The sequence below is a fragment of the Allobosea sp. Root483D1 genome (genome assembly GCF_001429505.1).
GTDB lineage: Bacteria > Pseudomonadota > Alphaproteobacteria > Rhizobiales > Beijerinckiaceae > Allobosea.
This window is the reverse complement of sequence record NZ_LMJW01000001.1, coordinates 908,161-933,067: the sequence shown is the minus strand read 5'-3', so window position 1 is coordinate 933,067 and position 24,907 is coordinate 908,161. Positions and strand designations below refer to the sequence as shown.

The following is a 24,907-nucleotide window of genomic DNA, read 5'->3' as shown; positions in this document are numbered from 1 at the left end:
GCCAGCCGCAATCAGGCGTTTGCCGGCCAGGCGCCGGCCCTTCTTCAAGCCTTCAGATGAAACGTCACGAGCACCGTGATCTCTGAATCGTTCGGCAGCGATGCGGCGACGCGCAGGAAATTGCCGAAATGGCTGATGCGCTGGAACGTGACGGCGTCTTTCTCTGCCGGCAGCGGAAACTCCGAGCCCTCGGCGCACCAGTGCATGCCGTCGGCGGAAATTTCGACTCTGGCTTTCGGCAAGGGTCCCTTCGGCGCCTTCAGCGCGCGCACGAAAACGATCGCTTCCTTGGCCCAGCCGGCCTCGTAGGGCTCGGTCGCGCTCGTTCCGGTCCAGCTCTCGTTGCGGGCGACGACGGCGGTCAGGTTCTCGGGCAGCATCAGAACTCTCCCGACAGGCAGACGGAATCGAGATAGGCGAAGGCGCGCTTGTCGGTGTCGGTTTCGGCGAAGAAGGCGAGGTTGAGCATGCACCAGAGGTTCTTCATCGCGGGGATTCGGATGCTCTCGAAGCCCTCCATGGCGAACACCCGGTCGTTGACCTGAAAGCGCGTCGCCTGCATCGAGGCGAGGTCGAAATCGAAGCGCAGATAATGCCAGTTCACCTTGGTCGGGATCTCGTTGTAGCAGAGGCGCTGCTCACCGCCGGGCAGGTCCTCCCAGTCGTCGGGCGCGAGGTGATAATGCGTGATCGTCTTGCCGGCATGGCCGATCGGCTTGATCGGCGTCGTCTTGCGCTTGAACTGCCATTTCTGCAGGTGCTCGCCGTCCTGGGCATTGAGGAAGCGCAAATGCGGCATGACGCGATCGCCCGGTCCTGAGCTGTCGCCGATCTGGAGATCGTAGAGGAAGCCGAAGGAGCGGATATCGGTCTCCGAGAGCTGCAGATCGGTCGCCTCGGGCTTGAAGGTGAAATAGGCCTCGAGCCGGATCGGACCCGGCTTGCGGAAGGTCAAGCGCTTGATCGCGACGTTCTGCGCGCCCTTCTTCGGCCGCGTCGCGATCTTCAGCGCATAGGAGCCGTCGACGCCGCCATGAGAGCCGAAATCCCAGTTCGGCAGGGTCGAGAGCATGGCGTGGCTGTGCTGAGCATAGCCCGGCAGCATGGCGTCGAGACTGTCCTCGTAATTGCCAACGAGCTGGGTCCAACCGCACATGCCGCGGTCGAAATCGTCGAGGCAGATGATGCGGGGCAGGGGGTCGAAACGGCTGAGCTGCGGGTCGGCCTCGCGGATGGCGCGGCGCAGGGCGTCGATGTCGGTCATGGCGATTACCCCTTCACCGCGCCGGCGGTCAGGCCCGCCACGAGATGCTTTTGCATGAGGATGACGAAGGCGAGCACCGGCACGAGCTGCACGGTCGAGGCGGCGAAGAGCACGCCCCATTCGACGCCTTCGACGGCGCCGATCATCTCGGAGATCACCAGCGGCGCGGTCTTCGCCTTGGTCGTGGTGAAGATGAAGGCGAAGAGGAACTCGTTCCAGGCGTAGACGATGACGAAGACCGAGACCGCGAGCATGCCCTGCGCCGCCATCGGCAGGATCACGCGCATGATGATCTGGAACTGCGAGGCGCCGTCCATCATCGCGGCCTCATCCAGCTCGCGCGGGATCTGATCGATGAAGGTGCGCATCACCACCGTCCCCAGCGAAACGAAGAAGGTGGCGTAGAGCACGATCAGCACGAAATGCGTGTCGTTGAGGCCGAGCCAGTTCACCACCGGAAAGAGCGGCAGCGTGATCACGATCGGCGGGATCAGCCGGATGAAGATCAGGAAGAAGGCCGAGGCCTGCAGGCCGCGAGAGGCGAAGCGCGAATAGGCGAAGCCGGCGAGCAAGGACACGCCGACGGCGAGAACGGTCGCACCGACCGTGACGAGGAAGCTGTTCCACAGGCCGAAGAAGAAATCGCCCCAGCGGCTCCAGAGCGCCTGGTAGTTCGCCAGGGTCGGAGCAAAGGAGAACGTGCTGCCGGTCGAGAAGATGTCGCGGTCGGCCTTGAAGGACGACATCGCGATCAAGCCGATCGGGACGAGCGACCAGGCGACGATCGCGGCGACGCCGACGAGCTTGAGGAGACAACGCAGGAGCTTGGGCAAGGAGAGCTTAGGCATGCTTGCCGAACATCTCCCTGTAGAGCCCACGCAGGTAGAACAGCGCGAGCAGGAGCGAGGCGAGCACCAGCAGCCAGCCGGTGGCGGCGGCCGGGCCGAAGGCGTTGTAACGGAAGGCCTCGAGATAGAGATAGACCGCCATCACCTCGGTCGAGCGTGCCGGGCCGCCGCCGGTCATCAGCCAGACCTCGGAGAACAGGCGGAAGGCGAAGATGTAGCGGAACAGGGCCGCGATCAGCAGCGCCGGCATCAAGAGCGGCAGCGTGATCCGGCGAAACGAAGTCCAGGGCGAGGCGCCGTCGATCGCGGCGGCCTCATAGAGATCGCTGGGTATCGAGAGCCGGGCTGCGTAGAGGATGATGAAGCTGAACGGCAGATGCAGCCAGATCGAGAGCAGGCTGACCATGGCGAGCCCGTGGCTCGGGTTCACTGCCCATTCGATCGGCGGCAGGTCGAGGGACATCAGAAGCCGGCTCATCATCCCGACATCCGGCTCGAACAGGAAGCGCCACATCACCACCGCCGAGACTTCGCTGACGGCATAAGGCGCGAGCACGATCGCAAGCAGCAGCGCCCGAAACGGCACGCCGGAGGCGAAGAACAGCGCCATGCCGAGGCCGACGAGCAATTCGACATGCACCACGACGGCGACGACGATCACCGTGTTGAGGAGCGCCTTCCAGAAATAGGCATCGCCCAGCACCTTCGCGTAATTGGCGAAGCCGACGAAGCTCGCCGCCTGGCCGAAGGAGGACTGGTTGAGGCTGAGCCAGAAGACATAGATCGCCGGCAGGAAGATGATGCCGCCGATCATCAATTGGACCGGCGAGACCAGCGCTATGGCGGAGAGTGGTGTGCGGGCGCTCATCAGGCGATCCTGAAGCGCGCCAGCGCATCGCGGTCGATCTCGATGCCGAGTCCCGGCCCCTGCGGTACGGCGAGCTTGCCGTCTATCAGTTGCGATCCCTCGCCGACGATCGGCTGGGTGAAGGCGTCGCGCAGCGGGTTCTGGTAGACCATGCACTCGAAGGTGCGGAAGGTTTCGGCCGCCGCGGCGAGCTGCAGGCTGGCGGCGACGCAGATCGCGCCCGACCAGCCGACATGCGGGGCGTAAGCGGTGTTGAAGGCGGCGGCGAGCTCGCAGATGCGCCAGGTCTCGCTGATGCCGCCTGAGCGCGTCACATCCGGCTGGATCAGCCCGAGCGAGCGGTCCTGCAGCGAGATCAGCGCGTCCGAGGCGACGAAATCGCTCTCGCCGGCCGCGAGCCTGACCGGCAGATGCTGGGCGAGGCGGCGATAGCCTTCGCGATCCTGCGGCGCGATCGGCTCCTCGAAGAAGCCATAACCGAGATCGGCCAGCGCCCGCCCGACGATCAATGCATCATCGACGTCATAGGCCCAGTTCGCGTCGACATAGAGCGCGATGTCGTCGCCCGCGAGCTTGCGGACGAATTTCGCGCGGGCGATGGCATCCTTCAGCGGATGGCCGAGCTTGACCTTGATCTCGCGGAAACCGGCCTTGAGCACGGCGGCGACCTCGGCCTCGACGGTGGCATCGTCGAGCCAGTTGATCGAGGAGGCATAGGCCGCGACCTCCTTGCGCCCCATGCCGCCGAGCAGTTTGTGGATCGGCTGGCCGGCCTGTTTTCCCGCGATATCCCAGAGCGCGATGTCGACCGCCGCGATCGCCTCGATGATCTGGCCGCCCGGGCGTCCGGACAGGGCAGCCCGCATCACCTTCCAGAGCGCGCGCCGGTCGGCTGCATCGCGCCCGAGCAGGCGCGGCACCAGCGCCTCCTCGATGAAGCGGGCATAGCCGGCCGCGCCGCGGCGGCAGAGGCCTTCGCCGAAGCCGACGGTGCCATCTTCGGTCTCGACCTCGACCACGACGATCTCGATCGCCGGATAATCGCCCTGCGACGTGCGCTGGACCTTGGGCAGCGTCGCCCGCAAGGGATGTGCGATGACCTTTGAGATGCGGCTGGCCGGCATGCGGCGGCGTCCTCTTGAGTGCTTAACTTATCTGATAGGTTGAACAGTTGCCAAGCTCAGCGGCATCTGTCAATGATCATCGAACGGAGGTGATCGATGAGCGATGCCGCTTCATCCCTGCTGGGCGGCGACGACCCATTCGCCGGTGGCGACGTCGTGCCCATGCGGCTGGGCGATGCCGTGATCCAGCGCATCACCCAGGCGATCCAGGACGGCCGCCTGAAGCCGGGCGACACCTTGCCATCGGAAGCGCGGATCGCCGCCTCCTTCGGCGTCAGCAAGCCGATCGCCCGTGAGGCCATCCGCCAGCTCGCGGCGATGGGCGTCGTGCATATCCAGCAGGGCAAGCCGACCCGCATTCAGGCGCTCGATGCCGCTCCGCTCGATCGCTTCTATCGCTTCGCCGTGCGTGGCCGCCCGAGCGGCCTGACCGAGGCGGTGGAACTGCGTCGCATCCTCGAGCCGCCGATCGCGGCCCACAGTGCTGCGCGCCGTTCGCCTGAAGATGTCGAGAAGCTCGACCTGATCCTCGCCCGCATGGAGGATGCGCTCGGGCATGTGCCGCGCTGGATCGAGGCCGATCTCGATTTTCACGAGGCTATCGCGGCATCCTCAGGCAACCGCCTGCTCGACTTCCAGATCAGGGGCCTGCGGCCGGTGATCCGCGAGGTCATGGAGATCTTCAATTCGCGCGAGAAGCGCACCAAAGACGACTGGCGCCGCACCTTCGAACGGCATGTGCGCGTCGTCGAGGCGATCCGAGTCGGCGATCCGGCCGCGGCTTTCGCCGCCATGAACAAGCATTTCGAAGCGGCAGAAGCCGCCATCGCGGAGCTCGCGAACCATCGGGAGGACAGGCATGACCACGGAGACAGGACTGAACCGTAGGCAGTTCGGCGCCGGCATTCTCGGGCTGAGCTTCGCGACGCTGGGCGCCGGTACTGCCCGTGCTCAGCAGAGCGGGCCGTTCAACGTCTTCGCCCATCGGGTCATGCAGACGGTCTCGACCGGCGCGCAGGGCGGCGACATCACCAGGGACTGGGCCGCGAAGAATGGCGTAACCGTCCAGTGGACGACCTTCGACACCGGCCCGTTGCAGGAGCGGCTGTTTCGCGAGGCGAGCCTCGGAGAGAGCTCGGTCGATGTCGGCTTCGTCCTCAACACACAGGTCGTGCCGCGCGCCGCAAACCTGTTCGAGGCGCTCGACGACTATCTCAAGCGCGATCCGCTCGAGGACCCCGCCGACATCTTCCCGGGGTTGATGCAGGGCATGACTGTCGGCGGCAAGCAGCTCGCCGTGCCGTTCCGGCATGCCTCGTCCGGCCTGCACTACAATGAGGAGATCCTGGCCGAGAAGGGCTTCTCCAAGCCGCCGGCGACGATCGAGGAGATGATCGAGATCGCCAAGGCCTGCAGCTATCGCCGCTCCGACGGCACGCAGGTCGTCGGGCTGTGCATGCCGGGCGTGACCTATCCCAACGTGATCGACCTCGCCCGCGCCTGGGATGGCGAGTTCATCACGCCCGACTTCAAATGCGCCGCCGACCAGCCGCCGATGCTGAACGCGATCAGGACCTTGCGAGAGCTCTTCCAGGCCAATGCCTTCCCGCGCAATTTCGCGACGCTCTCGCCCGAGGACGTCAATGTCTGGATGCAGCAGGGCCGGGCGGCGATGAGCCTGCAGAGCATGGGCCGCAACCGCATCTACAACGATCCGCAGAAGTCGAAATTCTCCGGCAAGATCAAGACGATCGCCGTACCGGCCTCGAAGACGCTGGCGGGCAAGTACGATGCCGCTCCGGCCAAGGTCGAGTTCTGGGGCATGGTCATCCCGAAGAATGCCAAGCGCAAGGACCTCGCCTGGAACTTCATCAAGGCGATGGCCTCGAAGGAGGCGACGCTGAAGGCGGCGCTCAACGGCAATGGGCCGGTGCGCGCTTCGACCTATGCCGACCAGAGCTTCGCCGGAACCGTGCCTTATGCAGCCGAGGAGCTGAAGGTGCTGAAGGTGGCACGCGTGCCGCTGCCGGCCTTCGACGAGGCGGCCCGCGCCGGCGACCTCTTCAAGGAAGAGGCGGAGGCCGCCGTGCTCGGCATGAAGACGCCGGAGGAGGCGATGGCCTCGCTGGTCAAGCGCGTGCAGCCGCTGCTGCCGGCCTGAGGCCCACACGACAAGGCGCCACGACAGCGCCCGACAAGCTTGTGGAGGAAGTCCATGTCACAATCGATCTCGCGCCGCCGGTTCGGCGCTCTCGCCGGCGCGACCGCCGTGTCGGCAGTTCTACCGAAGGGTGCCTTCGCGCAGGCGAAGGCGCTGACCGCGCTCGGCCATCGCGTCCACCAGACCGCAGCCACGACCGGACCGGGCGGCGATGCGACCGAGGCTTTCCGCAAGGCGAGCGGGGCGAACCTGAACTGGGTCACCTTTGGCGACGTCAACGCCGTGCATGAGCGGCTCTTGCGCGAGGCATCGCTGGCCGAGACCTCGATCGACGTCGCCTATCTCGTCAACGGTCGCGCCGTGCCGCGCAATCTCAGGCTGTTCGAGCCGCTCGACGCAGCTCTGAAGGAGGCGCCGATCGAGGCCTTCGACGATTTCGCACCGGGGCTGATCGCACCGCTCAAGGTCGATGGCGCGCTGCACGGCATCCCTGTCCGCCACGCCACCAATGCGCTGATCTACAACGAGGCGCTTCTGGAAGAGCGCGGTATCAGCAAACCGCCGGCGACCTTCGAGGATCTGATCGAGGCCGCGCGCAAGCTCACCTTCAAGCGCGAGGACGGCACGCAGGTCCACGGCCTCGCCTTCACCGCAGTCTTCGCCTCGAACTTCCTCACCTTCTCCCGCTGTCTCGGCGGCGACTACATGACGGCCGATGGCAAGCTCACCGCCAACGAACCGGCGATGGTCAAGGCGCTGACGATCCTCGCCGATCTCTACAAGACCGGCGTGCTGCCGCGGAACTTCGCCACGGTGAACAATGAGGAGATCACCACCTGGATGCAGCAGGGCCGGGCGGCGATGACGATCAATCCCTTCGCCCGGCTGGTCTCCTACAACGATCCGGCCAAGGGCAAATATGGCGGGCGCTTCAAGTCGCTGCTGCCGCCGATGGCGGCCGATCTCGCCGGCAAGATGGCGTTCGCGCCGACGGTCGAGTTCTGGTCGCTGATGATCCCGAAGAACGCCAAGCAAAAGCCGCTCAGCTGGGAGCTGATCCGCGCGCTCTCCTCGAAGGCAGGCACGACGGCGATGGCGCTCAACGGCAACGGGCCGACCCGCATCTCGACCTATGCCGACGACAAGTTGAAGGCGGCGATGCCTTATGCCGCCGACGAGGCTGCGGCGCTGAAAGCCTCGCGCATCCATCTGCCCGCTTTCGACGAGCAGGCCCGCGCCCATGACATCTTCATCGAGGAAACGCAGGCCGCCGTGCTCGGCCGCAAGCCGCCGCAGCAGGCGATGGACGATGCCGTCGCCCGCGTGAAGCCGCTGCTCTGATGGCGGGCGTTCTGGCTGGACGGACCGCGCTCGTCACCGGCGCGGCACGCGGGATCGGACTCGCGATCGCCACAAGGCTCGCCGAGGCCGGCGCGCATGCGGTCATTCATGATCGGGATGCAGCGGCCGCGACTGCGGCGGCTCTGGATCTGCGAACATCGAACCTAGTGGCATCGCCCCTGATCGCCGATCTCGCCGAGGTTGCGGCCCCGGCCGCCATGGCAGCGGAGCTGAAGGCGAACGGGACCGAACCCGACATTCTCGTGCTCTGCGCTTCGGTCGAAACCCTCGAGACCTGGGATGCGGTCTCCGAAGCTGCGATGGCCGCCCAGACGCAGATCAATCTCCACGCCACGGTGCGGCTGCTGCAGGCCTTCCTGCCGGGCATGATGGCGCGCGGCTTTGGCCGGGTCATCGCGATCGGCAGCGTGCAGGAGGCGCGCCCCAATCCGACGCATTTCTATTACGCCGCCACCAAGGCTGCGCAGACCAACATGATCGTCAATCTGGCGCGCACCCTGCGTGCGCCAGACGTCACCTGCAACATCATCCAGCCCGGCGCGATCCTGACCGATCGCAATCGCACCGTTCTGGCTCAGCCCGGCCGGGAGGAGCAGGTGCTGGCACGCATTCCGCTCGGCAGGCTCGGCCGGGCCGAGGACTGCGCGGGCCTGGCTCTGCTGCTCTGCTCCCCCGAAGGCGCCTACATCAACGGCGCGGAGATCGCGGTCGATGGCGGCATGAGGCTTTGACAGCGGGAGCTGCAACAGTGGACGGTCTGCGACGCTCTTAACCTTCCTCCGAGGATGATCGACCGCCGCCCCCATCGTCACCGGGCTCAGGCCAGCAATTGCTCGCGCGACAGGCCGTTCCTCATGAGCTCGGGCAGAATATCGTTGTCCTGCGCGAGATCCCGTCCATAGAGGGCGGAAAAGATGGCAAGGCCCGCCTGGTGCAGCGGCATCGGCACGCCGGCCAGGCGTCCGAGCTCCGCGAGCGGCAGAAGTCCGAACGGGACGTCTTCCAGCGTGTAGCGGGTGTCGACGGTGGCCGGCCCGAGCGTCGTCGGCTGCGTCGTCGCCAGCATCCGGGAGGTCTCGCCCAGCGGGGCGTCAGGCACGCCATAGGTCAGCGAGTAATGCTCGCGCATCGTCCGGACCTTCAGGCCGAACGCAGCGGCCAAGGCGAGCCGCTCGGCATCGATGGCTTCGAGCAAACGGCCGACCGCCATCGTCAGGTTCTCGCTCTGGCCCCAGGCCTCGCCCTTCTCCATCCGGGTGAAGTTGGCCAGCGCCAGCGCCATGTGGCTTTGCGGGTTGACGTTGCTCAGCGACACCGCGAGCAGGCCGTCGACGGCGCGGAAGCGGTCGCCGAATAGCTTGCGGCAAAGGTCGAGTCCTTCCTCGGCGAGCCGCCGCGGCAAGGTGGCGATGTCGACCTTGCTGCGGATGGTCGCGATCTTGACCGTATTCGGCCCGGTGCGGCGTGAGCGCAGGATCGTGGTGCTGAGCGCGATGATCGGCACCTCGATGCCGTGCGCGGCGAGCAGCCGCGACAGATAGAAGGCGCCCAGCGAGGCGTGCGAGGAGATGATGACCGGCTGCCCCGGCGACAGCAGCGGCGCCATCTCGTCCATGACGCGCTTGTGCCCGTTCGCCGGCAGGGCGATCAGCACGGCATCGGCGCCATCGAGGGCGGCCTGGCAACTTGGTGCTACGCCAGCTCGGAACTCCCCTGCGATCTTTCCCTCGCTGATCAGCGGTTGGCCCGCGGCGAGCGCTTCCGTGCTCTGGCCCGAGGGCGACCAGAGGACGGCGTCATGCCCGCGCTCGGCGAGAAAGGCTGCGGCGGCGAAAGCGGCTGCGCCCGCTCCCAGGATGGCGACACGCATCGGACGGTCCTCAGTTGAAGAAGCGGTTCGGGCGGAACTCGGCGAGCTCGTCCCGCTGGTGCCCGTGGACGAGTTCATCGGCGACGAGCTCGCCCAGGAAGGCACCGAGCGTCACGCCGCTATGGGTGACCACCGCATAGTAGTTGGACAGGCCGGGCACCGGGCCGACGGCCGAATAGGAGTCTTGCGGAATCGGCCGCGTTGCGATCCGGACCGCCTCGACGGCAACGCTCTTCAGCGCCGGCACGGTCCTGATGGCACGGCGCATCAATTCCTGCGCCTGCGGGTGGGCTGGCACGGCGCCTTCCTCGGTCGCCAGCAGGCGATCGAGCTCGTTCGAGCGCAGCAGGAAGCGCCCGCCGCCGTCGGGGCGCATATTGACCAGGGGCGTGCGCAGCGCGCTTCTCAGCGGCGTGCCGGCGGGCGGCGTATACGCGACGATGCCGAGCGTCGGCGCCAGCGGGACGCGATGCTCGGGCGTCTGGACGATGTCGTTGAGCCAGCGGCCGGCGCAATTCACCACCACATCGGCTTCGATGGTCCGGCCATCGCCGAGCACGACGCCTGTGCACCGCTCGCCGGTCAGAACCAGACGATCGACATGGCCTTCGATGAGCGTTGCATCGTGACGCTCCTGGGCGGCGGCCACCAGGGCGCCGGAATAGGGCACGGGGTCGAGCCAGCCATCCCGGGGGTAGTGGATGACCGGGGCGTTCCCGATCGCATCGGGATTGATCTCCGGTTCGAGCTTGCGGACCTCATCGAGGCTGAGGACCTCGGCCGGATAGCCCCATGCGATCAGCTGCTGCAGCTTGGCGAGCGGATCGGTGCCGTCGCGGCCGCCGGCTTCCGCTTCGGCATCCTGCCATTGCAGCACGCCGGGGCGGTGATACCAGTCCGCGCCCGGAAACTCGGCGAGAATGTCCTCATGCGCCTGGCGGCCGGCAAAGTTCAGCCGGAAATAGGCCTCCGAGGTCAGCTTCTCGCAAGCGTTGACCCAGGCATAGGTGACGCTGGAGGTGCCGCCGCCTGGCCGCCGCTCCTCTATGATGGTGACGTCGGCCCCGGCCTGCGCCAGGCGATAGGCCACCGATGAGCCGACGACGCCGGCTCCCACAACGATCGCTTTCATTGTCCAATCCTCGAAAGGTCAGGATTGGCCGGCGGGCGCTCAGCCCTTGCCGACCAGGATGCGGTCCAGCCCGTAGATGCGGTCCACGATGGCCATGAGCAGGAAGGTGAGGAGGATGACGACGGTCGAGACCGAGGCCACCAGCGGATCGATCGACTCCTCGATGTAGTGGTACATCCGCACCGGCAGCGTCATCGAGGACGGGGTCGCGACGAACACGGTCATCGTCACCTCATCGAAGCTCTGGATGAAGGAGATGACCCAGCCGCCGGCGACGCCGGGGATCATCAGCGGGAAGAGTACCCGCCGGAACACCGTCCATTGCGAGGCCCCGAGCGAGATCGCCGCCCGCTCGATCGCCGGGTCGCTCGTCGTCAGCGCCGCCAGCACCAGGCGTAGCCCATAGGGGAAGATCACCAGCACATGGGCGCCGAGCAGCCCGATGAAGGTTCCGGTCGTGCCGATCTGCGTGAAGAAGCGCAGGAAGGCCACGCCGAGCACGACATGGGGGATGATCAGCGGCGACAGGAAAAGCGCGACGAAGCCGTCCCGCCCCGGGAAACGATGGCGCGCCAAGGCGAGCGCGGCCGGCACAGCCAGCACCATCGCCAGGCTCGCCGAGAGGAAGCCGAGCAGGATGCTGAACCAGAAGGCGTCGATGAACTGGCTGTGGCGCAGGATCGCCCAGAACCAGCGCAGCGAGAACGAGGTCGTCGGCAGCGACAGCAGGTTCGAGGGCGTCAGCGACATCCACATCACCACCACGAGCGGCGCCAGCATGAAGGCGACGAACAGCGTGTGGAACGTGACCGCGAAGGCTCCGTTTCGGCTCATTGGGTGAACCTCGCATAGCGCCGTTCCACGATGCGGTTGTAGGTCAGCATGATGGTGGCGTTGACGATCAGCAGGACGATCGCGATGGCGGCGCCCAGCGGCCAGTTCAGCGTGCCCAGGAACTCGTCATAGGTCGCGGTCGCGACCACCTTGAGCTGGCGCCCGCCGATGATCGCGGGCGTCGCGAAGGCGCTGGCGGCGAGGGCGAAGACGATCAGCGAGCCCGACAGGATGCCGGGGATGACCTGCGGCAGCACGATCCGCCTGAAGATCGTGAACTCGCTCGCCCCGAGCGAGCTCGCGGCGCGGATCACCTTGGGGTCGAGGCGCTGGAGGGCGGCCCAGACGGAGATCACCATGAACGGCACCGCGACATGGACCAGCGCGATGACCACACCCTGGACGGTGTAGAGCATCGGGATCGGGCCGGAGGCGAGACCGAGCGCGGCGAGGACCTGATTGATCACGCCGTTCCGGCCGAACAGCAGCGCCCAGCCCAGCGTGCGCACCACCACCGAGATCAGCAGCGGGCTCAGCGTCACGATCAGGAAGATCGAGCGCCATGGCGCGCGCATGCGCGACAGGAAATAGGCCTCCGGCGCACCGATCAGGATGCAGATCACCGTCGTCGCCAGCGCGATGCCGACGGTGCGCAGGAAGATCGTGTGATAATAGGGATCGCCCAGCGTATCGGCGTAGTTGCCGAGGGTCAGGCCGCCGATTTGGCCCGTATTCAGATCGAAAGCCTGGAAGCTCAGGCCCGCGATCATGGCGAGCGGCGTCACCAGCAGCGCCGCGAAGACAAGCAGTGCCGGCAGGCTCAGCCAATAGGGTGCGCGGCGGGGCTTCGCGCTAGTCACGGGCCGCCTCCGGCACCACGGCGGCGTCCTCGGGCGTCCAGGCGATCGAGACGGCATCTCCTTCGCGGAAGCGCGGGGCGCCGCGATGCGGCTCCGAGACCAGTACGCTCCCGACCTCGGTCTGAACCGCGAACAGCCAGGAGCTGCCCTGGAACACCTGCGATTGCAGGCGGCCATCGACCGCACCGGCCCCGGGAGCTCCGAGCTGGACCTTCTCCGGCCGCAGTGCGATCAGCACCGCTTCGCCCACCAGCACGGGGTGATGCAGCCGCCCGCCGACCTCGGCCGCCAGACCGTCGATGCGCAGGCGCGCGATCGGCCCGTCGACTGCGGTGACCGTAGCCGGCAATTGCGAGGAGCGCCCGACGAAGGACGCGGCAAAGCGGCTTGCGGGGGCATCGTAGAGCGTCAGCGGGTCCGCGAGCTGGACGATGCGGCCGGCATCCATCACTGCGATCTTGTCGCAAGTGGCGAGCGCTTCGGCCTGGTCGTGCGTGACCATGATCGTTGTCGTGCCGACGCGGCGCTGGATCGCGCGGATCTCGACCTGCATCTCCTCGCGCAGCTTGGCGTCGAGATTGGACAAGGGCTCGTCGAGCAGGAGCAGAGCAGGCTCGATGGCGAGCGCCCGCGCCAGGGCGACGCGTTGCTGCTGGCCGCCGGAGAGCTGGCGCGGATAGCGCTCGCTCAAGGCCGAGAGATGCACGAGGTCGAGCGCCTGGCGGATCTTCTGGTCCCGGTCGGCACGGCCGATCGCCCGCATCTCCAGCCCGAAGGAGATGTTTTCGGCCACGGTCATGTGCGGAAACAGCGCATAGCTCTGGAAGACGATGCCCATGCCGCGCCGGTTCGCCGGCACGCCCGAAAGATCGCGGCCATCGAGCAGGACGCGTCCGCTGCTCGGTTCTTCGAAGCCGGCGACGATGTTGAGGGTCGTGGTCTTGCCGCAGCCGGAGGGGCCGAGCAGCCCGACGAATTCGCCCGGCTCGATCGCCAGGTCGATGCCGGCGAGCGCGGTGAAATTGGCGAAGCGCTTGGTCAGCGCCTCGAGCGCGATCTTGGCCATGTGTTTGGAAGGCTCGTTCGGGAAGGGTCCGGCCGGGCAGGGCCGGCCGGACCGGGAGGGCTCAGCGTTCGACTTCGCGGTTCCAGCGCTGCGTCCAGGCGGCACGGTTCTGGTTGACGACCGGCCAGTCGATCTTGGCGAGCTTGCCGACGGCCTCGTCACCGACGGCGAGCCCCTCCTTCTCTTCCTCTGTCAGTTGCGTCTTGCGATTGACCGGGCCGTAGCCCGCCTTGGCGAAGACCTTCTGGAGTTCGGGCGAGAGCATGTGCTGGATGAACTTCTGCGCCTGCGCGGACATATCGCTGTCGACGACCGGGCACATCGTCACCATCAGCGCCGCTGCGCCTTCCTTGGGTTCGACGGCCTGCAGCGGCAGCCCTTCCTTCTTCAGCGCGACGGCGCGCGACCGCGCGACCACCGTCATCGCGATTTCGCCGCTCTGCAGCAGCTCTTCCAGCTTCGGTGCCGACGGAGCGAAGGTCACGATGTTCGGCCGGATCTCGTCCTTGAAGGTCTTGAAGCCGGGATCGATATTGGCTTCGCCGCCGCCCTTGGCGCGTGCCACCATGATCAGGCCGTGCAGGCCGGTCGTGCTCGCGGCGCCCAGCAGGGCGAGCTGGCCCTTATAGGCGCTGTTGCCGAGGTCGCCCCAGGAGGTCGGAACGGGCAGGCCCTTCTCCTTGAAGATCTTGGTGTTGTAGACCGGCGCCGTGACGCCGATGCCGAAGGCGATCGCCTGGTCGGCCAGTTTCGCGATCGGATAGATGTCGTCCAGGACCGGCGCCTTCTGGATCGGCGCGCAGAAGCCGAACTGCACCGCCTGGTACATCGGGCCGTCATCGACGATCGCGATGTCGATCTCCTGCTTGCTGCGCTGTGCCTGCAGCTTCGCCAGCGTGGCGGTCGACTGCCCCGCGACATACTCGATCTTGACGTTGTTGGCCTTCTCGAAGGGCGGGATCACCGAGTCCCGCATCAGGCGCTCGAACGAGCCGCCATAACCGGCGACATACATGGTGTCCTGGGCGAGGGCGTCGGACGACACCCAGCCCGTGGCCGACAGCGCCAATCCGAGCGCGATCGAACAGATTCCGTGACGCGGAGACTTCATGCCGGCAACCCCTCCTTCTTTCTGATTGCCGTCAGGGTTCAGGCGGAGAGGGTATCTGTCAATTGACGAAATATGGATTGATCGATCCGGATTTGATATGAGCATGGCCAGGCGCCCGGCGAGCATTGCTGCCCGCCGGGGTACGCTTCGCCCGAACTCTGAAGCTTCCGGTCCCGGAGTGCCTTGATTTGACGCAGATCGGTCACAAGCACTGGGAAGCCTTCAATGCCGTGCTGCATGTCGGCAGCTTCACCCAGGCCGCGCGCCTCCTGCGCACCTCGCAGCCATCGATCTCCCGGCTGCTGAAGGAATTGCAGGAGCGCCTGGGCTTCGCGCTGTTCACGCGTGCGGACGGGCGGAGCTGGCCGACGGCGGAGGCGCTCGCCCTGCAGGACGAGGTCGAGCGCAGCTTCGTCGGGCTGGAGCGCATCGCCCAGCGGGCCGCCCAGATCAAGGAGCGGCGCGTCGAGCAGCTCAGGATCGTCAGCATGCCGGCGCTGGCTCACCAGTTCCTGCCGATGGCGCTCGCTCGCTTCCTGAAGGAGCACCGTGGGGTCGCTGCCGCGCTCCAGGTCCAGCGCTCCGAGACGATCGCCTCCTGGGTTTCGACGCGGCAGTTCGACATCGGCTTCGCGATGCTCCCGATGGAAAAGCCGGGCGTCGACATCGAGCTTTTCGATCCTGCGATCGGGGTTTGCGTGATGTTGCCGGACCATCCGCTCGCGGCGCGTGAGGTGATAACGCCCCGCGACCTGCATGGGTTGGCATTCGTCGGCAAGGGGCGGGACAGCTTCGCCCACTTGCCGCTGCAGCGGGCTCTGGACGATGCCGGCTCCGTGCCGGACATCCGCGTCGACACGCCCATCGCCGCGGTGGCTTGCGAACTGGTGGCAAATGGTGTGGGCGTCACGATCACCGACCGCTTCACCGCCAATGCCTTCACCGCAAAGGGTCTTGTTTGGCGCCGGTTCGAGCCCGACGTGCCCTATAATTTCGGCGTGCTGTTCCCCTCGCACAGCCAGCGCACCAGGCTCGTCGAAGAGTTCATTCGCTTCCTGCGGATCGAAAGCCTGAATTCCAGATCCGGATAGCGCCTATTGTGAGCCGCGAAACGGCCCAGCCCGCGTTCTGGTCGCTATTGGCGGCGGATGCCGCGCAGCGCGAGCGCATAGCCCTCGGGCCGGAAGCGGCAGGCCATGACGGCGACCAGGCCAATCGCCCCGACATGGACGAGCCAGCCAGAGGAAAGATCGCCGGCCCGTTCGCCCAGGGCGGCGACGATCCACGGAAACAGGCCGGCGATCAGGAAGCCGCCGCCCTGCATGAAGGCCGAAAGGGCGCCCGCGTCGACCGGGTTCTCCAGGTGATCCAGCGCGACGATCATGAACAGCGCGAACGCGCCTCCCATTCCGATGCCGATCACGATCGCCCAGAGGGCGGGGTGGAGATCGGGAGCAAATGCGAGGCCGCAGAACCCGAGGATCTGGAGACCGAGCGAGAGGACGATCCAGGGCCGTCGATCCAGCCCCCGGGAGGCCAGCATGGGGATCGCAAGGGCAGCGATCGCCTGGCAGGCGGCCAGGACGGCGAGGAGGCCACCGCTATCGGTGCTGCCCCATCCCATCCGCTGATAATAGGGCGCGAGCCAGGCGACGATCGAGGCATAGCTGCCGTTGACGATCCCGAAGCCAACCATGAGCAACCAGGCTCGCGGCCTCGACACCAGGTCCCGAAGTCCCAGGGTGCCGCCAGGACCTCCGCCGTTGGCCGGCAGGTGGAAGACGGACACGGCTGCCGCCATGGCGGCAAAGGGCGCCATCCAGCCGAGACCGAGCCGCCAGTTGCCGCTCGCTTCGGCGATCAGCGGCGACAATTGCGCGCCTACCGCGCCGCCACCCATCAGGCAGGCCGAGAACAGCCCCATGGCGAAGGGTGTCCTGCCCAGGAAATGCGCCTTGATGCGCCGCGGAAAAACCGCCTGGATGAGTGCGACGCACAAGGCGCAAAGCGTCGTGCTGGCGATCAGGACGCTGCCGCTGTCGGTCAGCATCCGCCAGCCGGAAAAGAGGCTGAGAGCGGAGAGAGCCCCGATGATGATCCAGCGATCTTCGGCGATCCGCCTTTGAATGACGGGGCCGAGGAAGGCGCATAAGCCCATTGCGGCCATGGACAGGCTGGCGAACAGGGACATGCCCTGATCGCTGAGGCCCGTCGCCGCGTGGATGTCCGAAGCCAGGGGAGCCACACCGGTGAGGAAGGGCCTGAGATTCAGGCCGATCAGCACGACCGCAAGATACATTGCAGCTCCCGAGGCCGGCCATGCGATCACTGGAGGGGCGACGGTCGCATGGCTCGCACGGATGGACTACCAGGCTGGCAGCGGGCGATAACGACGCTCGGCGACGAGATCGCTGACGAAGCTGGCGCCGGCCGTGGCTTCCTCGCGCAGCCTTTCGATGTCGATCGTCGCGAACTCCCCGTCGGAATACAGGACCCTGCCGGCGACGATGGTCGTCTTGACCTCGGCCCGCGAGGCGTAGCGAAGCAGCTCGCTCGACAGATGCTGCGAAGACATCATGTGCGGCCCGCTCCCGTCGAGCACGACGATGTCGGCCGCCTTGCCGGCTTCCAGCGAGCCGATCAGGTCGTCGCATCTCAGCACCGAGGCGGCCTCGATGGTCGCCATGTCGATGATCTCGCCAGCGGACAGGAACTCCGCATCATAGGCCGACATCCCCCATTTGGCGCCGTGGATGAGCCAGGCGGCCCGCATGTTCACGAAGATGTCGTTGGCCTGGTTGTCGCATCCGAGCGCGACGCGGATACCGGACGCCCTGAAGCGCGGCAGGTTGGGAATGGCGTTGAGATTGGCGACGCATTCCACCGGGGAATGCGCGAGGCCGGCTCCGCCGCGGGCCAGGAGCTCGATCTCCTTTTCGCTCGCCAGCACGGCATGGACCGCGACCAGATGCTCGTCGATGACGCCGAGATCGGCGAGCCGCTCCACCGGGCGGCGGCCGAACGCGGAGAGACAGAACTCGACCTCCTCGCGATCCCGGCCGATATGGACCTGCATGGTCGTATCGTGCCGGCGGGCCAGCTCGGCACCGCCCTTGAAGTAGGCTTCGGAGAAGTTCAGGAGCGCCGAGACATTGACGGCGCCCCGGATGAGCCCGTCGCCGCGCGCCGGATGCCGCTGCAGGAACGCCTCGGTCGCGAGGAGTTCCTTTTCCGCCTGGCCCTCCCGCGCCTTGTACCAGGAGCGATCGGTGATCTGGCTGTAGAGCGCGGCATGGTGGAAGTCCTGATCCGCCGCACCGCGCGCCATCACGCAACGGATTCCGGTCTCCTCGATCGCCTGGACGATCGCCGGCTCGTGCGCCGGGTTCAACGTGCCTTCGCACATCGTGGTGATGCCCGAGCGCAGCAGCTGGGCGGCGATGAGCCGGACGGTCGTGGCGGCCTGCTCCGGGTTCAGCGAGCGCTGTGCCGGGCTGTAGATGCGCGGGATCATCGGCAGCTCGCCGCTGGTGAGCGAGCGGACGAAGCACTGGGTGCAATGCGTATGGGCGTCGATGAAGCCCGGCATGATGATCGAGTGGGCGTCGCCTGCGACATGGTCGCACCGAAAGCGCGAGGCGATCTCCTGCCGCGGACCGACAGCCAGGATCCGGCCGGCCCGCGAGACGACCATGCCGTCATCGATGACGGTCCTGTCCTTGTCCATGGTGACGATGCGACCGCGCACGGCGAGGTCGACGTTCTCTAGCTCCACTTTTCCAGTCCTCTTTACCCTAGACGATGAACGGTTCACCCGGCCGCAAGGCCTCGTAGGTCTGCGCGACCGTTTCCATGTGGGACATCACCGCCTGCCAGGCGGCATGCGCATCGCGCTTGGCGATCGCGTCCACGATCTCGCGGTGCTGCTCGCTGAAGAAGGCCCGGCGCTCGGGCCGAAGCACGGCGCGGCGCATCGCCCCCCAGATGATCTTCTTGCGGGCCTGATTGACGGTCTCGAACAGCTCCGCCGCGAGCGGGTTGCCGCAGGCCTGCGCGATCGCTCGATGGAAGGCCTCGTCGAAGACCTCGTAGTCATCCATGTTCCGCGCGGCGGCGCAGCGCCGGCAGATCGCCTGGATCTCGGCGATCTGCGCGGGGGTGGCGTTCAGGGCCGCGAGTGAGGCGAGCGACGGCTCGAGCATCCGGCGCGCGTCGTAGATGTGCCGGGGACTGCAGAAGGCCGCGACGTCGGCCGTGGTCGGCTCGGCCTCGCTGCGACGGCCGCGGAAGGTGCCGCGCCCGACATGGCGCCAAAGCGATCCCTTCGCTTCAAGCCGTTCCAGGGCCTGTCGGATCGCGTGCCGGCTGACCTGAAAGCGCTCGGCGAGCTCCCGTTCCGTCGGCAGCCTTGCCTCCGTCCGATCTGCCGCCTCGCTCATCATCGCCTCGATGCCCTCTTCCAGGGCCGATCTAATCTCGTTCGTGATGCGCTGGCGAGTCATAATTGCAACCAATTTCTGATTTGGTTGAGTTCAGTTGCCTAAAATCTATCTCTCAAGTCAAGCAATTTCGTCGAAATTGGCAATTGACATGCGACATGAACGGATATTGAAGTATGCCCAACAACCAGCGTGCGAGCTCAATCGCAACCAAATATGCAACCAATCCAACGGGGAACGGAGGTTGTCATCATGGCGAACCGGAAGCTGCTCAGCCTGAGCGTGGCGCTGATCGGGCTGATCGCGCCGCAAGTCGCGTCCGCGGATTCCATCACGGTCGCCAACAATGGCGGCGCTGCCGGCGCCGGCTATCGTGAGGCCTACTACAAGCCGTTCACCGCCAGGACCGGGCATACGGTCGTCGACGATCAGTTCAGCCAGGAACTCGCGAAGATTCGCTCTCAGGTCGAGACCGGCAATCTCGTCTGGGACGTCGTCAGCGTCACGGCGATCAACGAGGCCACGGCCTGCGACGAGGGTCTGCTCGAACGCATCGACTGGTCGAAACATCTCGATCCGAAGGACTACGCCGATGTCGGCGGCTTCGGCCAATGCGGCCTGCCGAACAATTTCGTCTCTGGCGGCCTTGTCTACGACTCGAAGCGCTACGGTGGCGGCGAAACACCGAAGACATGGGCCGATTTCTGGGATGTGAAGAAGTTTCCCGGCAAGCGGGGCCTCCTCTATCGCGCCGAGCAGACCCTGGAGGTCGCGCTCATGGCGGACGGCGTGCCCCCGGCTGACGTGATGAAGGTTCTCTCGGCGCCAGGAGGCGTCGACCGGGCCTTCAAGAAGCTCGCTGAGCTCAAGCCGCACATCAAATGGTGGAAGAGTGGCGACGAATCCATGCAGGCCATTCTCACAGGCGAGGTCGTCATGACCTTCGCCTGGAATGGCCGGGTCGGGATGGCGAACCGCGCCAATAACCGGCAGCTCAAGATCGAGTTCGGCGCGGGGCACGTTTCCGGCAGCCAGATGATCGCGGTCATGAAGGGCACCAAGAAGAGGGATCTGGCGATCGACTTCATCAAGCTCGCATCGTCGCCGGAGCCGCAGGCGAACTTCGCACGCGCCATCGACTATGCGCCGGTGAACGCGAAGGCCTACGCCTTCCTGACCGAAGCGGAGCGCGCCACGCTGCCCGCCGGGCACATGAAGCTAGCCTCGCTGCAGAGCGGGACGGTGTATCTCGATTTCTGGCTCAACAACGGCGACGCGCTGCTCCAGCGCTTCATCACCTTCGCCGCGCAATAGCACTCACAATTCCAGGGAGGCTACCAATGCGGCCGGTTCATGCTGCGATCGCGACTGCGATCGTCCTCACCTTCGCACAGCAGCAAGCGCTCGGCGCCGAAACGGTGACGATCGTCACCCAGGGCGGCCAGCCAGGCGACGTCCAGCGGAAAACGGTCTTCGAACCCTTCACGGCCGAGACCGGGGTCCAGATCAGGGTCGACACGTTCAATCAGGAGCTGGCGCGGCTGCGCACGCAGGTCGAGACGGGCAATCTCGTCTGGGACGCGGTGAGCCTCAATCCCATCAACGAGGTCGCCGGCTGCGAAGAAGGTCTCCTCGAAAAGATCGACTGGTCGAAATACGCCAGGCCCGAGGCGTTCGAGGCCGTGGGCGGCTTCGGCGAATGCGGTGCGCCTTACCTCGCCTCCCCAGGCGCTCTCGTCTTCGACTCCGACAGGTTGAAGGGTGATGCGGCACCCAAGAGCTGGGCCGATTTCTGGAACGTCGCCAAGGTTCCCGGCAAGCGCGCTTTGATGTACCAGCCGGACCAGACGCTCGAGATCGCGCTCATGGCGGACGGCGTGCCGCCATCCGATGTCGTCAAGGTCCTCACGGCGCCAGGCGGTGTCGACCGCGCTTTCAAGAAGCTCGCCGAGCTCAAGCCTCACATCAAATGGTGGAAGAGCGGTGACGAGTCGATGCAGTTGCTGCTCACCGGCGAGGTCTCGATGGGTTACGGTTGGCTCGGCCGTGTCAACGCAGCCAACAGTTCCAACAACCGCAAGCTGCGCATCGTCTGGGATGCCGGCTACACCAACGCCCTCATCTTCCTGGGTGTCATGAAGGGCTCACCGCGGAAGGAGGCGGCGATCCGCCTGATCGCCTATCAGCTTTCGGCGCCCGTACAGGCCCGGCACATGGAGGCGCTAGGCAATCCTCCGGCCAATGCCGACGCCAGCCCGCTCCTCAGCGAGGCGCGCCGCGCCAGCCTCCCGGATCCGAAATCACGCAACGGCATGATGCAGGCGGGCCAGCAATACATCAATTTCTGGCTCGATAACGGCGACGCCATCCGTCAACGCTTCGCGACCTTCGTCGCGCAATGACGGCCATGGCATCCGCTTCACCCCGATCGGTCTCCGTCGCGGTCGAGAACCCGGGCCTCGCCGCCCAGGTGAGCGCTTCGGAGCGGAAGCATCTCATCAAGATGCTGGCGCTGCTTGCTCCGAGCGTGATCTTCACCGCGCTGTTCTTCGTCCTTCCGCTCGCTCTCTTCATGTTCAGGAGCGTCGACAATCCCGAGATCCAGACCTACCTGCCGCGCACCGCGGAGGTCATGCAGAGCTGGTCGGGCCAGGGCGAGCCCGATGAAGCGGCTTTCGCCGCGATCGCGGCGGACCTGAACGCGATCCGCGGCCAGCCTTCGCTTGGGCTGATCGGGAGGCGGCTCAACTACGCCCTGCCCGGGGCGCGTGGCCTTCTCACCAAGACGGCGCGGCGCCTGCCGATCGCGGAAGGGGCGTCCGCAAAAGACGCACTGATCGCGATCGACAAGCAATGGGCGGATCCGGCCCTCTGGGGCGTGCTTCACCAGCAGTCCGGGCGCCTGACGGACTTCTATCTCCTCACGGCGCTGGACCTCCACAAATCGCCCGAGGGAGAGCTGCGCCGCGTCGCGCCGGAGCAGCGCATTTTCATCGATCTCTACGGACGAACCCTGTCCGTGAGCCTGACCGTCACTGCCCTGTGCCTGCTGATCGGCTTTCCGGTCGCCGCAGTGATGGCGAGGGCCGGCAAGCGGGCGGCCAGCTGGATGCTGATGCTCGTCCTGGTGCCGTTCTGGACATCGCTGCTGGTGCGCAGCACCGCCTGGGTGATCCTCCTCCAGAACGAGGGCCTCGTGAACAAGGCGCTGATGGCCCTGGGTATCATCAGCTCGCCCTTGCCGCTGGTGTTCAACCGGGCGGGCGTGATCATCGCCATGGTCCACGTCCTGCTCCCCTATGCGATCCTGCCGATCTACAGCGTGATGAAGGGGGTCTCCGGCAACCATCTGCGCGCGGCCGCGTCGCTCGGCGCCTCGCCGCTGCGCGTCTTTCGGACGGTCTACCTCCCCCTGACCCTGCCGGGCGTGGCGGCCGGCGGGACGCTGGTCTTCGTCCTCTCGGTCGGCTTCTACGTCACTCCGGCGCTCGTCGGCGGCCCGGGCGACCAAATGATCGGCTATTTCATCGCGTATTTCACCAATTCGGCGGTGAACTGGGGCCTGGCCTCGGCGCTCGGCGCCTTCCTGCTGATCGTCGTTGCGGCAATCTACCTGGCCCTGGGCAAACTCGTCGGCTTCAACCGCCTGCGGGTGCGTTGAGATGAGATCCGGATCTTCCACCCCCCTCATTGAACGGCTCGCTCTTAGCGGGGGGCGCGCGTTCACTTACGCGGTCCTCGTTTTCCTGGTCGCGCCGATCTTCGTCGTGTTTCCGCTGTCGTTCACGGCGGGCCAGCTCCTGGTGTTCCCGCTCCCGGGCTGGTCGCTGCAATGGTATCGGGAGTTCTTCACGAGCCCGCTATGGACCGGAGCGCTGCTCAACAGCCTGTTCGTCGGCATCGTGACGACGATCGTCGCGACGGTCCTGGGGACGATGGCCGCGCTCGGGCTTCACGGCGCGCGGTTCCGGCTCAAGCCCTTCATCATGGCCTTGCTGGTCACGCCGATCGCCGTGCCAGTCGTCATCATCGCGGTCTCGGCCTTCTACTTCTTCGCTGCGGTCAATCTCGTCGGCACCTATATCGGCCTGATCCTGGCCCATGTCGCGCTGGCCTTGCCGTTCGTGGTGATCACCGTCTCGGCAACGCTGCAGGGCTTCGATCCGAACCTTCCCCGGGCCGCGGCGAGCCTGGGCGCCTCGCCGCTGCGCACGCTCCGGACCGTCACCTTGCCGATGATCGCGCCCGGCGTGGCGTCGGGCAGCGTCTTCGCCTTCGTCACATCCTTCGACGAGCTCGTCATCGCCCTGTTCATCACCAGTCCGCAGCAGCGCACCTTGCCGCGGCAGATCTTCAGCGGCGTGAGCGAGAACATCTCGCCCACGATCACCGCCGCCGCCGTCGTGCTGCTGATGGTGTCCGTCGTCCTGATGCTGGTGATGGAGTGGCTGCGCGCACGCTCGGAGCGGATGCGGCGTCCCGTAGGAGCAGAGCAATGACCGAGCAGATCGCCGACCTCGTCATCTCCGGAGGCCTGATCATTGCCTTCGACGGCGAGCAGCATCGCTATCTGGAAGGCGGCGCCATCGCCATCACCGGCGATCGGATCGTCGCGGTCGGCAAGGACTTCCCGGGCCAGGCCAAGCGCCGGATCGATGCACGCGGACTGATCGCGATACCAGGACAGATCAGCACGCACGCCCATATCGGCGCGCATGAAGGTCCGCGGCTTCTGGTCGATGGCGGGCGCAGGGAATTCGTCAGATCGAGCTTCCTGCACTTCCTGCCGCAGAACCGCGCCGGCCGCCCCGGCTTCCTCGCCCCGCAGGATGCACGGGCCTCGCTGCGCTACGGCTTCGCCTCGCTGCTGCGCAACGGCGTGACGACCGTGGTCGCCTTCGCCCCGGTAGGTCCGCGCGACGGCGAACTGATGCTCGAAACCGCCCGGGAATTCGGCATCCGGCTGGTCTGGAGCCCCGTCGTCACAGGCGGACGCTACTGGCTCGAGGAGGACGGCAAGGTCTCGAGCGAACTGGATGCGAAAGCAGGCTTCCAGTCGCTTGAGGCGACTGCCCGGTTTGCCGAACGGCTCCAGGCATCGACCGACGGCCTGGTCACCGGGCTGATTGCGCTCGACGAGTACTATCTCTCCACGCCGGAGCTGCGCCGGGAGGCCAAGGCGGTCGCCAGATCGCTCGGCGTTCCATTCACCTTGCATTTCGTGGAACAGCACCGCGAATTCTACGAGACGATGATCCAGACCGGCCTGACGCCGGTGCAATGCCTGGCGCAGGAGGGCGTTCTCGACGCCGAGACGATCCTCGCGCACTGCGTCTATATCTCCACCCACAGCGCCATCGGCTATCCCGTCGAGAACGACATCGAAATCCTCGGCTCGGCCGGCGTGAACGTGGCGCATTCGCCGGTCGCATTTGCGCGCCGCGGCATTGCGCTCGAAAGCTTCGACCGCTTCCGCCGCGCCGGCGTGAACGTCGCGCTCGCAACCGACACCTACCCGCTCGACATGTTCGCGGAGATGCGGATGGCATCGCTGATGAACAAGCTCGCCGACGGCAACTTCGAGGCCGGCGCGGCCGCCGATGTCTTCCGGGCCAGCAACCTGGCCGGAGCTTCGGCGCTGGGCCGTCCCGATCTCGGCCGCCTGGCGCCTGGGGCAAAGGCGGACATCGTCCTGGTCGATCCCCGATCCCTTTCGTTCGGGGCCAATCCGGACCCGATCAGGGCGCTGGTCCACCTGGCAGGCCCCGATCGCGTCAGCACCGTCATCGTCGGTGGCAACGTCCTGGTCGAAGACGGGCGCCTGCTCGTCGCGGATGAGGACGAGATTCTCGCCGAGGTCGCTGCATCGAGCCAGGCGGTCTGGGACGCTCATCCCAGGCACGACAGCCTCGGCCGGACCGTGTCCGAGCGCTTCTCCCCTTCCTTGCCCCTCTGGGCGGAGTAACTC

Annotated in this window: 24 protein-coding genes; 10 read left to right on the top strand and 14 right to left on the bottom strand. The window is 66.3% G+C overall.

Features of this window, described 5'->3' with window-relative positions:
- Nucleotides 1-44 precede the first annotated feature (44 nt).
- Genes ASE66_RS04435 through ASE66_RS04415 form a run of 5 tightly spaced genes read right to left on the bottom strand, consistent with a single transcriptional unit; the run spans nucleotide 45 to nucleotide 4,104 of the window.
- A complete protein-coding gene (locus tag ASE66_RS04435; protein WP_057188318.1) occupies nucleotides 45-380 on the bottom strand; it encodes a hypothetical protein in 336 nt (111 codons plus the stop codon).
- Nucleotides 380-1,264, bottom strand: coding sequence for a DUF6772 family protein (locus ASE66_RS04430; protein ID WP_244494792.1), 885 nt, complete (start codon nucleotides 1,262-1,264; stop codon nucleotides 380-382). Before ASE66_RS04430 ends, ASE66_RS04435 begins: the two co-directional genes overlap by 1 nt.
- 5 nt (nucleotides 1,265-1,269) lie before the next feature.
- Nucleotides 1,270-2,112, bottom strand: coding sequence for a carbohydrate ABC transporter permease (locus ASE66_RS04425; RefSeq protein WP_057188317.1), 843 nt, complete (start codon nucleotides 2,110-2,112; stop codon nucleotides 1,270-1,272).
- Entirely contained in the window at nucleotides 2,105-2,980 is an 876-nt protein-coding gene (locus ASE66_RS04420; RefSeq protein WP_057188316.1) for a carbohydrate ABC transporter permease, read from the bottom strand. The genes ASE66_RS04425 and ASE66_RS04420 overlap by 8 nt, the downstream gene beginning before the upstream one ends.
- Entirely contained in the window at nucleotides 2,980-4,104 is a 1,125-nt protein-coding gene (locus ASE66_RS04415; protein ID WP_057188315.1) for a mandelate racemase/muconate lactonizing enzyme family protein, read from the bottom strand. Before ASE66_RS04415 ends, ASE66_RS04420 begins: the two co-directional genes overlap by 1 nt.
- 96 nt (nucleotides 4,105-4,200) lie before the next feature.
- Here ASE66_RS04415 and ASE66_RS04410 point away from each other — a divergent pair, with 96 nt between their 5' ends.
- From ASE66_RS04410 to ASE66_RS04395, 4 genes are read left to right on the top strand one after another with little or no spacing between them, the layout of a single operon-like run.
- Nucleotides 4,201-4,992 (top strand): FadR/GntR family transcriptional regulator, encoded by a 792-nt coding sequence (locus tag ASE66_RS04410; RefSeq protein ID WP_057188314.1) that lies wholly within the window; start codon nucleotides 4,201-4,203, stop codon nucleotides 4,990-4,992.
- Complete coding sequence (locus tag ASE66_RS04405) at nucleotides 4,964-6,265, top strand: ABC transporter substrate-binding protein (protein ID WP_082613188.1); 1,302 nt, start codon at nucleotides 4,964-4,966, stop codon at nucleotides 6,263-6,265. The genes ASE66_RS04410 and ASE66_RS04405 overlap by 29 nt, the downstream gene beginning before the upstream one ends.
- A 54-nt stretch (nucleotides 6,266-6,319) precedes the next feature.
- Complete coding sequence (locus tag ASE66_RS04400; RefSeq protein ID WP_057188313.1) at nucleotides 6,320-7,606, top strand: ABC transporter substrate-binding protein; 1,287 nt, start codon at nucleotides 6,320-6,322, stop codon at nucleotides 7,604-7,606.
- Nucleotides 7,606-8,358 (top strand): SDR family NAD(P)-dependent oxidoreductase, encoded by a 753-nt coding sequence (locus ASE66_RS04395; protein WP_057188312.1) that lies wholly within the window; start codon nucleotides 7,606-7,608, stop codon nucleotides 8,356-8,358. The genes ASE66_RS04400 and ASE66_RS04395 overlap by 1 nt, the downstream gene beginning before the upstream one ends.
- 86 nt (nucleotides 8,359-8,444) lie before the next feature.
- On the opposite strand, the gene ASE66_RS04390 is transcribed toward ASE66_RS04395, so the two are convergent.
- The 6 genes from ASE66_RS04390 to ASE66_RS04365 all read right to left on the bottom strand — a co-directional run bounded on the left by ASE66_RS04390 (nucleotide 8,445) and on the right by ASE66_RS04365 (nucleotide 14,500).
- Nucleotides 8,445-9,497, bottom strand: coding sequence for an NAD/NADP-dependent octopine/nopaline dehydrogenase family protein (locus ASE66_RS04390; RefSeq protein ID WP_057188311.1), 1,053 nt, complete (start codon nucleotides 9,495-9,497; stop codon nucleotides 8,445-8,447).
- Between the two features lie 10 nt (nucleotides 9,498-9,507).
- Nucleotides 9,508-10,629 carry an NAD(P)/FAD-dependent oxidoreductase gene (locus ASE66_RS04385; RefSeq protein WP_057188310.1) on the bottom strand — a complete coding sequence of 374 codons (1,122 nt, stop codon included), beginning with the start codon at nucleotides 10,627-10,629 and terminating at the stop codon, nucleotides 9,508-9,510.
- 39 nt (nucleotides 10,630-10,668) lie between these two features.
- Nucleotides 10,669-11,463, bottom strand: a complete 795-nt coding sequence (locus ASE66_RS04380; protein WP_057188309.1) for an ABC transporter permease — start codon at nucleotides 11,461-11,463, stop codon at nucleotides 10,669-10,671.
- Nucleotides 11,460-12,323: an ABC transporter permease gene (locus tag ASE66_RS04375; RefSeq protein WP_057188308.1), complete on the bottom strand. Its 864-nt coding sequence runs from the start codon at nucleotides 12,321-12,323 to the stop codon at nucleotides 11,460-11,462. Before ASE66_RS04375 ends, ASE66_RS04380 begins: the two co-directional genes overlap by 4 nt.
- Entirely contained in the window at nucleotides 12,316-13,389 is a 1,074-nt protein-coding gene (locus tag ASE66_RS04370) for an ABC transporter ATP-binding protein (protein ID WP_057188307.1), read from the bottom strand. The genes ASE66_RS04375 and ASE66_RS04370 overlap by 8 nt, the downstream gene beginning before the upstream one ends.
- A 61-nt stretch (nucleotides 13,390-13,450) precedes the next feature.
- On the bottom strand, nucleotides 13,451-14,500 hold the full coding sequence (locus ASE66_RS04365) for an ABC transporter substrate-binding protein (protein ID WP_057188306.1): 1,050 nt from the start codon (nucleotides 14,498-14,500) through the stop codon (nucleotides 13,451-13,453).
- A gap of 188 nt (nucleotides 14,501-14,688) precedes the next feature.
- On the opposite strand from ASE66_RS04365, the gene ASE66_RS04360 reads away from it, so the two are divergent.
- On the top strand, nucleotides 14,689-15,591 hold the full coding sequence (locus ASE66_RS04360) for a LysR substrate-binding domain-containing protein (protein ID WP_057188305.1): 903 nt from the start codon (nucleotides 14,689-14,691) through the stop codon (nucleotides 15,589-15,591).
- A 44-nt stretch (nucleotides 15,592-15,635) separates the two neighbouring features.
- Here the strand turns inward: ASE66_RS04360 and ASE66_RS04355 are convergent, their stop codons facing one another.
- From ASE66_RS04355 to ASE66_RS04345, 3 genes are all read right to left on the bottom strand, one after another.
- Entirely contained in the window at nucleotides 15,636-16,799 is a 1,164-nt protein-coding gene (locus tag ASE66_RS04355) for an MFS transporter (protein ID WP_057188304.1), read from the bottom strand.
- A 66-nt stretch (nucleotides 16,800-16,865) separates the two neighbouring features.
- The gene (locus tag ASE66_RS04350) at nucleotides 16,866-18,275 is read right to left on the bottom strand and encodes an amidohydrolase family protein (RefSeq protein WP_057188303.1); all 1,410 of its coding nucleotides are present in this window, start codon (nucleotides 18,273-18,275) and stop codon (nucleotides 16,866-16,868) included.
- 19 nt (nucleotides 18,276-18,294) lie between these two features.
- Nucleotides 18,295-19,002, bottom strand: coding sequence for a FadR/GntR family transcriptional regulator (locus tag ASE66_RS04345; RefSeq protein WP_057188302.1), 708 nt, complete (start codon nucleotides 19,000-19,002; stop codon nucleotides 18,295-18,297).
- 189 nt (nucleotides 19,003-19,191) lie between these two features.
- Here ASE66_RS04345 and ASE66_RS04340 point away from each other — a divergent pair, with 189 nt between their 5' ends.
- Genes ASE66_RS04340 through ASE66_RS04320 form a run of 5 tightly spaced genes read left to right on the top strand, consistent with a single transcriptional unit; the run spans nucleotide 19,192 to nucleotide 24,904 of the window.
- Complete coding sequence (locus tag ASE66_RS04340; RefSeq protein WP_057188301.1) at nucleotides 19,192-20,253, top strand: ABC transporter substrate-binding protein; 1,062 nt, start codon at nucleotides 19,192-19,194, stop codon at nucleotides 20,251-20,253.
- A 26-nt stretch (nucleotides 20,254-20,279) separates the two neighbouring features.
- Entirely contained in the window at nucleotides 20,280-21,341 is a 1,062-nt protein-coding gene (locus ASE66_RS04335; RefSeq protein WP_057188300.1) for an ABC transporter substrate-binding protein, read from the top strand.
- Between the two features lie 5 nt (nucleotides 21,342-21,346).
- Nucleotides 21,347-22,600, top strand: coding sequence for an ABC transporter permease (locus ASE66_RS04330; RefSeq protein WP_244494791.1), 1,254 nt, complete (start codon nucleotides 21,347-21,349; stop codon nucleotides 22,598-22,600).
- A gap of 1 nt (nucleotide 22,601) precedes the next feature.
- Nucleotides 22,602-23,438, top strand: a complete 837-nt coding sequence (locus ASE66_RS04325; RefSeq protein ID WP_057188298.1) for an ABC transporter permease — start codon at nucleotides 22,602-22,604, stop codon at nucleotides 23,436-23,438.
- Nucleotides 23,435-24,904, top strand: coding sequence for an amidohydrolase family protein (locus ASE66_RS04320; RefSeq protein ID WP_057188297.1), 1,470 nt, complete (start codon nucleotides 23,435-23,437; stop codon nucleotides 24,902-24,904). Before ASE66_RS04325 ends, ASE66_RS04320 begins: the two co-directional genes overlap by 4 nt.
- Nucleotides 24,905-24,907: the final 3 nt, after the last annotated feature.

What these genes read in the sequence shown, in the direction of transcription:
- ASE66_RS04435 (WP_057188318.1), bottom strand. Translation starts at nt 380, where the DNA reads ATGCTGCCCGAGAACCTGACCGCCGTCGTCGCCCGCAACGAGAGCTGG.
- ASE66_RS04430 (WP_244494792.1), bottom strand. Translation starts at nt 1,264, where the DNA reads ATGACCGACATCGACGCCCTGCGCCGCGCCATCCGCGAGGCCGACCCG.
- ASE66_RS04425 (WP_057188317.1), bottom strand. Translation starts at nt 2,112, where the DNA reads ATGCCTAAGCTCTCCTTGCCCAAGCTCCTGCGTTGTCTCCTCAAGCTC.
- ASE66_RS04420 (WP_057188316.1), bottom strand. Translation starts at nt 2,980, where the DNA reads ATGAGCGCCCGCACACCACTCTCCGCCATAGCGCTGGTCTCGCCGGTC.
- ASE66_RS04415 (WP_057188315.1), bottom strand. Translation starts at nt 4,104, where the DNA reads ATGCCGGCCAGCCGCATCTCAAAGGTCATCGCACATCCCTTGCGGGCG.
- ASE66_RS04410 (WP_057188314.1), top strand. Translation starts at nt 4,201, where the DNA reads ATGAGCGATGCCGCTTCATCCCTGCTGGGCGGCGACGACCCATTCGCC.
- ASE66_RS04405 (WP_082613188.1), top strand. Translation starts at nt 4,964, where the DNA reads ATGACCACGGAGACAGGACTGAACCGTAGGCAGTTCGGCGCCGGCATT.
- ASE66_RS04400 (WP_057188313.1), top strand. Translation starts at nt 6,320, where the DNA reads ATGTCACAATCGATCTCGCGCCGCCGGTTCGGCGCTCTCGCCGGCGCG.
- ASE66_RS04395 (WP_057188312.1), top strand. Translation starts at nt 7,606, where the DNA reads ATGGCGGGCGTTCTGGCTGGACGGACCGCGCTCGTCACCGGCGCGGCA.
- ASE66_RS04390 (WP_057188311.1), bottom strand. Translation starts at nt 9,497, where the DNA reads ATGCGTGTCGCCATCCTGGGAGCGGGCGCAGCCGCTTTCGCCGCCGCA.
- ASE66_RS04385 (WP_057188310.1), bottom strand. Translation starts at nt 10,629, where the DNA reads ATGAAAGCGATCGTTGTGGGAGCCGGCGTCGTCGGCTCATCGGTGGCC.
- ASE66_RS04380 (WP_057188309.1), bottom strand. Translation starts at nt 11,463, where the DNA reads ATGAGCCGAAACGGAGCCTTCGCGGTCACGTTCCACACGCTGTTCGTC.
- ASE66_RS04370 (WP_057188307.1), bottom strand. Translation starts at nt 13,389, where the DNA reads ATGGCCAAGATCGCGCTCGAGGCGCTGACCAAGCGCTTCGCCAATTTC.
- ASE66_RS04365 (WP_057188306.1), bottom strand. Translation starts at nt 14,500, where the DNA reads ATGAAGTCTCCGCGTCACGGAATCTGTTCGATCGCGCTCGGATTGGCG.
- ASE66_RS04355 (WP_057188304.1), bottom strand. Translation starts at nt 16,799, where the DNA reads ATGTATCTTGCGGTCGTGCTGATCGGCCTGAATCTCAGGCCCTTCCTC.
- ASE66_RS04345 (WP_057188302.1), bottom strand. Translation starts at nt 19,002, where the DNA reads ATGACTCGCCAGCGCATCACGAACGAGATTAGATCGGCCCTGGAAGAG.
- ASE66_RS04340 (WP_057188301.1), top strand. Translation starts at nt 19,192, where the DNA reads ATGGCGAACCGGAAGCTGCTCAGCCTGAGCGTGGCGCTGATCGGGCTG.
- ASE66_RS04335 (WP_057188300.1), top strand. Translation starts at nt 20,280, where the DNA reads ATGCGGCCGGTTCATGCTGCGATCGCGACTGCGATCGTCCTCACCTTC.
- ASE66_RS04330 (WP_244494791.1), top strand. Translation starts at nt 21,347, where the DNA reads ATGGCATCCGCTTCACCCCGATCGGTCTCCGTCGCGGTCGAGAACCCG.
- ASE66_RS04325 (WP_057188298.1), top strand. Translation starts at nt 22,602, where the DNA reads ATGAGATCCGGATCTTCCACCCCCCTCATTGAACGGCTCGCTCTTAGC.
- ASE66_RS04320 (WP_057188297.1), top strand. Translation starts at nt 23,435, where the DNA reads ATGACCGAGCAGATCGCCGACCTCGTCATCTCCGGAGGCCTGATCATT.